At 61.2% G+C, this 5,576-nt stretch carries 4 protein-coding genes; 1 reads left to right on the top strand and 3 read right to left on the bottom strand.

The window, feature by feature from the left end:
- Positions 1 to 161: 161 nt before the first annotated feature.
- From QZ302_RS08280 to QZ302_RS08270, 3 genes are all read right to left on the bottom strand, one after another.
- Entirely contained in the window at positions 162 to 314 is a 153-nt protein-coding gene (locus QZ302_RS08280; RefSeq protein WP_294594375.1) for a hypothetical protein, read from the bottom strand.
- Between the two features lie 129 nt (positions 315 to 443).
- Positions 444 to 608, bottom strand: a complete 165-nt coding sequence (locus tag QZ302_RS08275; RefSeq protein WP_294594374.1) for a hypothetical protein — start codon at positions 606 to 608, stop codon at positions 444 to 446.
- Positions 609 to 1,038: 430 nt separating this feature from the next.
- A complete protein-coding gene (locus QZ302_RS08270; protein ID WP_294594373.1) occupies positions 1,039 to 3,255 on the bottom strand; it encodes a RelA/SpoT family protein in 2,217 nt (738 codons plus the stop codon).
- A gap of 26 nt (positions 3,256 to 3,281) precedes the next feature.
- Here QZ302_RS08270 and QZ302_RS08265 point away from each other — a divergent pair, with 26 nt between their 5' ends.
- The gene (locus QZ302_RS08265) at positions 3,282 to 4,907 is read left to right on the top strand and encodes a sulfatase (RefSeq protein ID WP_294594371.1); all 1,626 of its coding nucleotides are present in this window, start codon (positions 3,282 to 3,284) and stop codon (positions 4,905 to 4,907) included.
- The last annotated feature ends 669 nt before the right edge of the window (positions 4,908 to 5,576 follow it).

Genomic DNA, 5,576 nt, shown 5'->3' with positions numbered 1-5,576 from the left:
CGGTGCTTCTGCGGTTCGTAGAACCGCGCGGGCCGGAGCCACCCCCGGCGTAGGGCCGCAATTTCGCGATGCTCGTTGCGCCCCCGCTGGCTCCGGCCGCCAAAGTCGAGCCAGTTAGGGTAACTCCAGCCCTTTGCCCACCGCGAGTACTTCTCCTCCGTTTATTCCGAGAGGCACCGCAACTGAAAACCGTGACCACGACCGTCTGAGCCGTTGGCGTAGAGTCCTTGGGGATCGAAACTCAGGTCCATGCCGCGGATGCCGTTCGTGGCGGCAGACCAGCTGAACCCATGACTGTCCACGCGGTTCAGCAAACCTGTATTGTAGTTGCGGTAGCCCGGGGCGGCCCGTGCGGTTCAGTGTCTCCAAAATCAGAATAAGGAAACGAATATAAGTCCGGATTCTAAGTCCCCAATCGTTCCGGAGAAGGCTCTCCTTCCCGTTTATTCCGAGAGGCAACGCAACGGAAAACCGTGGCCATTGTAACCCGGACTGTTAGGAGTAAGATCGGCTCCGGTGAAGTATGAACAGATACCGTATGATTTGTCCGTTACGGAAGCCGACCAAATTGTTCCTTCACGACCGGTATTGCCTAATCCGCCGAACAATTTGTTATTACCCGCGTCGCGGTAGCCCGGAGCGGGTAAAGGGCTGCCTCTCTTAAAAAGGAATCGCCGGGGGATTTTCAAGGGGGGTGTAAATCCCCCTTGAATGTGCTCTTTGCCTACTTTCTATCACATAATAGAAAGTAGGGGCCCCCGCGGCCCGAGCGGAGCAAAGAAAAGATTGACTTTCAAGAAATGCAATCGCATGCAACGTCCTGCGCGGTTGCGTTTCTCCGTTTATTCCGAGAGGCAACGCAACTGAAAACTGTAGGCACGATGATCCGAGTGACTCGGATTGAGATACGTTGGTTTGAAGTCAAGCCAGAAACACCCGGAACTCGGCCTCTGAGTCGATGAATAACTGTAACCGTTGGTAGCGATGCCAACCAGTCTACCTGATGCGTAATCGCGGTAGCCCGGGGCGGGAGCAGGTCTAACTGTTCACCCGGAAGACGCGTACGATCCCTTTCAGCCGCTTGATCTTATGGATCACCATGTCGACGGCTTGGGCGCCTTTCACTTCGATCGAAAGCTGGCCCTGCATCATCCCCCGCTGGACGCCGAATGACAGGGAACGGATGTTGAGTTTCAGTTCCTGGGAGACCAGATCGGTGATGCGACCGGCCAAACCCGGGAGGTCGTCGCCGGTAACACGAATCGTCGCCAGAAAGGCCCCGTTCGAGGTCGTCTCGCGCCAACGCGCGCTCAGCACCCGGTAGGGGTACTCTTCCCGAAGCCGCTTGGCGTTCGGACAGTCGGTGCGGTGGATGGTGATCCCGCTGTGGACGGTCACGAAGCCGAAAATCGGGTCGCCCAGGATCGGGTGGCAGCAGCCGCCTAACTTGTACTCCACGTCGCGCAGGGTTTCGTCGATCACCAGGCAGTCGCCGCTGCGGTCGTCGCCGGACGCCGAGGGGGCGGACTTGGCGCGACGGGGCTGAATCTCAGGCGCGGGAAGGCGACCCGAGGCGGCGTCGGTCAGGAGCTCTTTCACTTCGCCCATCGGGAGGCGTTGCTCCGATATCAGGGCGTAGACTTCGAAGCCGGTCTTGACTTTATAGTATTTCGACAGGGCGGTCACGGCCTCTTCGATGGTCAGGGGGAGTTTCCAGTTCTTCACTTTCCGCTCCAGCTCCTCTTTTCCGAGCTGGGCGCTCCGGGCCTGGTCGTCGCGCAGGATCTGTTTGATTTTCGCTTTGGCTTTCGAGGTCACGACGATGTCGAGCCAGCCGGCGCGGGGACGCTGGGTCTTGGAGGTGACGATCTCGACGACGTCGCCGTTGCGCAGACGTTCGCGGAGGGAGACGTTGCGTCCGTTGATCCGACCGCCGGTGCAGGTCATACCGAGGTTGGAGTGGATGTCGAAGGCGAAGTCCAGTACGGTGGAGCCCTCGCGAAGTTTGCGGAGGTCGCCGGTGGGGGTGAAGACGAAGACTTCGTTGCTGCTCAGGGCGAGGTCGAAGCGTTCTTCGATGGTCTCGGCGGCTGCGGTGGTCTCGACGATCTCGCGCAGGCGGGCGAGCCATTGTTCGCTCCCGAGGCCTCCGCCGCCGACGCCTTTGTAGCGCCAGTGGGCGGCGACGCCGCGTTCGGCGACTTCGTCCATCCGCCGGGTGCGGATCTGGACTTCGACCCACCGGCCCTGGGGGGTCACGACGGTGGTGTGGAGCGATTCGTAGCCGTTGGATTTCGGAATCGAGATCCAGTCGCGCATCCGGTCGGGGTTGGGGGTGTAGAAGTCGGTCACGACGGAATATACCGACCAGCACTGCATCTTCTCCTGATCGGGGGGGCAGTCGATGATGATCCGGATGGCGAACAGGTCGTAGACCTCTTCGAAGGGGACGCGCTGTTTCCGCATCTTCCGCCAGATGGAGTAGATGGATTTGGTGCGGCTCTTGAGTTTGTAGCGGATGCCGAGGGCGCGGAGGCGATCTTCGATGGGGCGGACGAAGGTGGCGATGAAGGCTTGTCGGGCGGCGTCGCTTTCGCTGAGCTTGCGTACGATGTGGTCGTACTCGCGGGGTTCGAGGTATTTCAGCGAGAGGTCTTCCATCTCGGATTTGATGCCGTAGAGGCCGAGTTTGTGGGCCAGCTGGGAGTAGAGGTTCAGGGTCTCCCAGGCTTTTTTGTTGCGTTTGAGCTCGGGAAAGCTCTCCAGGGCGCGCATCACTTCGAGCCGGTCGGCCATCTTGATGAGGATGACGCGGGGGTCGGTGGAGTAGGAGACGATCAGTTCGCGGAAGTTGTCGGCCTGGAGGGTCGAGGTCTTGGGGTCGACGGCGGAGATGTGGTTGAGGCCGCGGAGGATGCCGGCGCACTCGGGGCCGTAGGCGGCCGCGATCTCCGGAAGGGGCATTCTGCCGAGCCGGGCGACGTCGTGCAGCAGGGTCGAGATCACGGAGTTACGGCCGAGGCCGATCTCTTCGGCGACGATCCGGGCGGTCTGGATGCTGTGGAAAACGAAGGGGGTGCCGTCGTAGCGTTTCAGGTCGCTCAGGCTGCGGACGGCGGTGTGCAGGGCGCGCCGGATCTCGTCGCAGGAGGAGGCGCTGAAGGTGGTGCGGATATAGGTCAGAAAGTCGCGGTAGAGGTTCATGGCGGGAGAGAGGGGGATGTATATTTCGGGAATTTCGTAACTTGCACTCAAATTTACGACTTAATTCGGTGTGACGGATGAAATCTGGTCTTTTTTTCTCGCTCCTCGGGCTCTCGGCGGTTGCCGCGGGGAACGACGGGAGGGCGTTGGCGCAGGAGGCGAGGCAGGGCGATAAACCCAACATCCTGCTCTTTCTGGTGGATGACATGGGGTGGCAGGATACGTCGGTGCCGTTCTGGCACGATACCACGGAGCTGAATCGGAGGTATCGCACGCCGCAGATGGAACGGATGGCGCGGAATGCGCTGAAGTTCACCAATGCCTATGCTTCGGCGGTCAGTTCGCCGTCGAGGGTCAGCCTCATGACGGGGATGAATCCGGCGGCGCATCGGGTCACGAACTGGACGTTGTACAAGGATCGGGGGCCGGATCCGGAGAGCCCGCTGCTGAGGTGGCCGGAGTGGAATGTGAACGGAATCGCGGCTACGCCGGGGGTACCGCGGACGACGTATGCGACGATGCTGCCGGAGCTCTTGCGGGAGGCCGGATATCGCACGATTCTGGTGGGAAAGGCTCATTTCGGGGCGATGGAGACGCCGGGGGCGGATCCGTTGACGCTGGGGTTCGATGTCAATGTCGCGGGGCATGCGGCGGGGGGATTGGCTTCGTATCTGGGCGAAAACAATTTCGGAAACAGGCCGGGGGAGGAGCAACAGAGTCCGTTTGCGGTGCCGGGGTTGGAGAAGTACTGGGGGGAGGATATCTTCGTGACGGAGGCGTTGACGCGCGAGGCGAAAAAGCAGATCGATACGGCGTTATGGCTGGATCAGCCGTTTTTTCTCTACATGAGCCACTATGCGGTGCATGTGCCGCTGGATCGGGACACGCGGTTCTATGCGAAGTATGAGAAGGCGGGGCTCGATCCGAGGGAGGCGGCTTACGCGGCGTTGATCGAGGGGATGGACAAAAGTCTGGGCGATTTGCGCGACTACTTGAAGGAAAAGGGGGTCGACCGGAATACGGTGGTTATTTTCCTGTCGGACAACGGGGGGTTGGCGGCGTGGGGACGCGGGGGAAGGCCGGGAACCCAGAATTTCCCGCTCCGAAGCGGCAAGGGGTCGGCGATGGAGGGGGGGACGCGGGTGCCGATGATGGTCGAGTGGCCGGGGGTTACGGAGGGGGGGACGAATTGTCTGGTGCCGGTGGCGATCTGCGACCTGATGCCGACGGTGGTCGAGATGGCAGGGGGAGATTGGTCGAAAACGGTGCAGCGGATCGACGGGCAGAGTCTGGTGCCGCTTCTGAGGGGGGATGCGGCGATGGGGCGGAAGCATCCGCTGATGTGGCATTTCCCGAATATGTGGGATGCGGAGGGGGACGGGATTGCGCCGCACAGTTCGATTCGGATCGGGGACTGGAAGCTGATCTATTTCTATGACACGGAACGGACGGCGTTGTTCAATCTCCGGGAGGATATTTTCGAAAAAATAGACCATGCGGAGAATCCGCGTCAGCAGAAACGCCGGGAACGGATGGCGAAGCGGCTCACGGCGGAGCTGAGGCGGATGGGGGCGCAGGTGCCGTGGAATGTGGCACGAAACGAGTGGTGTGTGTGGCCGGACGGGTCGCCGTACCGGATCCGGCTCGACCGACGGGCGCGGAAGGTGGTGGGAGAGTCGGGGGGAGGGTCTCGGCTCCGGTAGCTGTGTGTAGGGCCCTGTTTATTCCGAGAGGCAGCGCAACTGATGACCGAAGGCACGGCCGTTCGAGGTGCTGGTGCCGAGGTATTGCGACGTGAAATTCAAGTCCATGCTACTACTGTCGTTGACTGTGGAGGCCCAGCTGAATCCGGCGCTGCCGACGAGGCCTGATTCGCCTGAGGGGTAGTCGAGGAAGCCCGGGGCGGGGTTTGTGCGGGTCGCTGCCAGTGGTGAGTGCAACGAGCTCCGACGAGTTGCAAAAGCTTGGGCGAACAGATTGGCGGTTCTACGAACTGCGCTACTTGCTCTCAGTTCAAGCGGACGAAGCCTGCGGGGCCTAAAGGGTTGCATAAGCAAAGCCCATTTATCGCCCGGCGGCTCGAAGAGCCACAGAAGCACTGCCTATTCTGCGAAATGCGTTTTCGGCCGCAGCCAGCGGAGAACGAATACGAAGCGCGAGCGGAGTATTTCGGCCCTCCGCATCTGGGGGCTGCGGGCCGACCGTTGACACGGGGACTTAGCTATTCGCTCTCGGACTACAGTCATAGCTCGCCGCCAGCGGGGACGCGATCGAACTTGCGAAAATGCAATTGCCTTAACGGGTTGAAGCCTGCGGGGCCCACAGCAACGTCAGTTGCGGGCCTCCGCTGCGGGAGGCTTCGGCCCGCGCGG

This window comes from uncultured Rikenella sp., assembly GCF_910579375.1.
Classification (GTDB): Bacteria; Bacteroidota; Bacteroidia; order Bacteroidales; family Rikenellaceae; genus Rikenella.
This window is presented reverse-complemented; position numbering and strand designations above follow the sequence as displayed.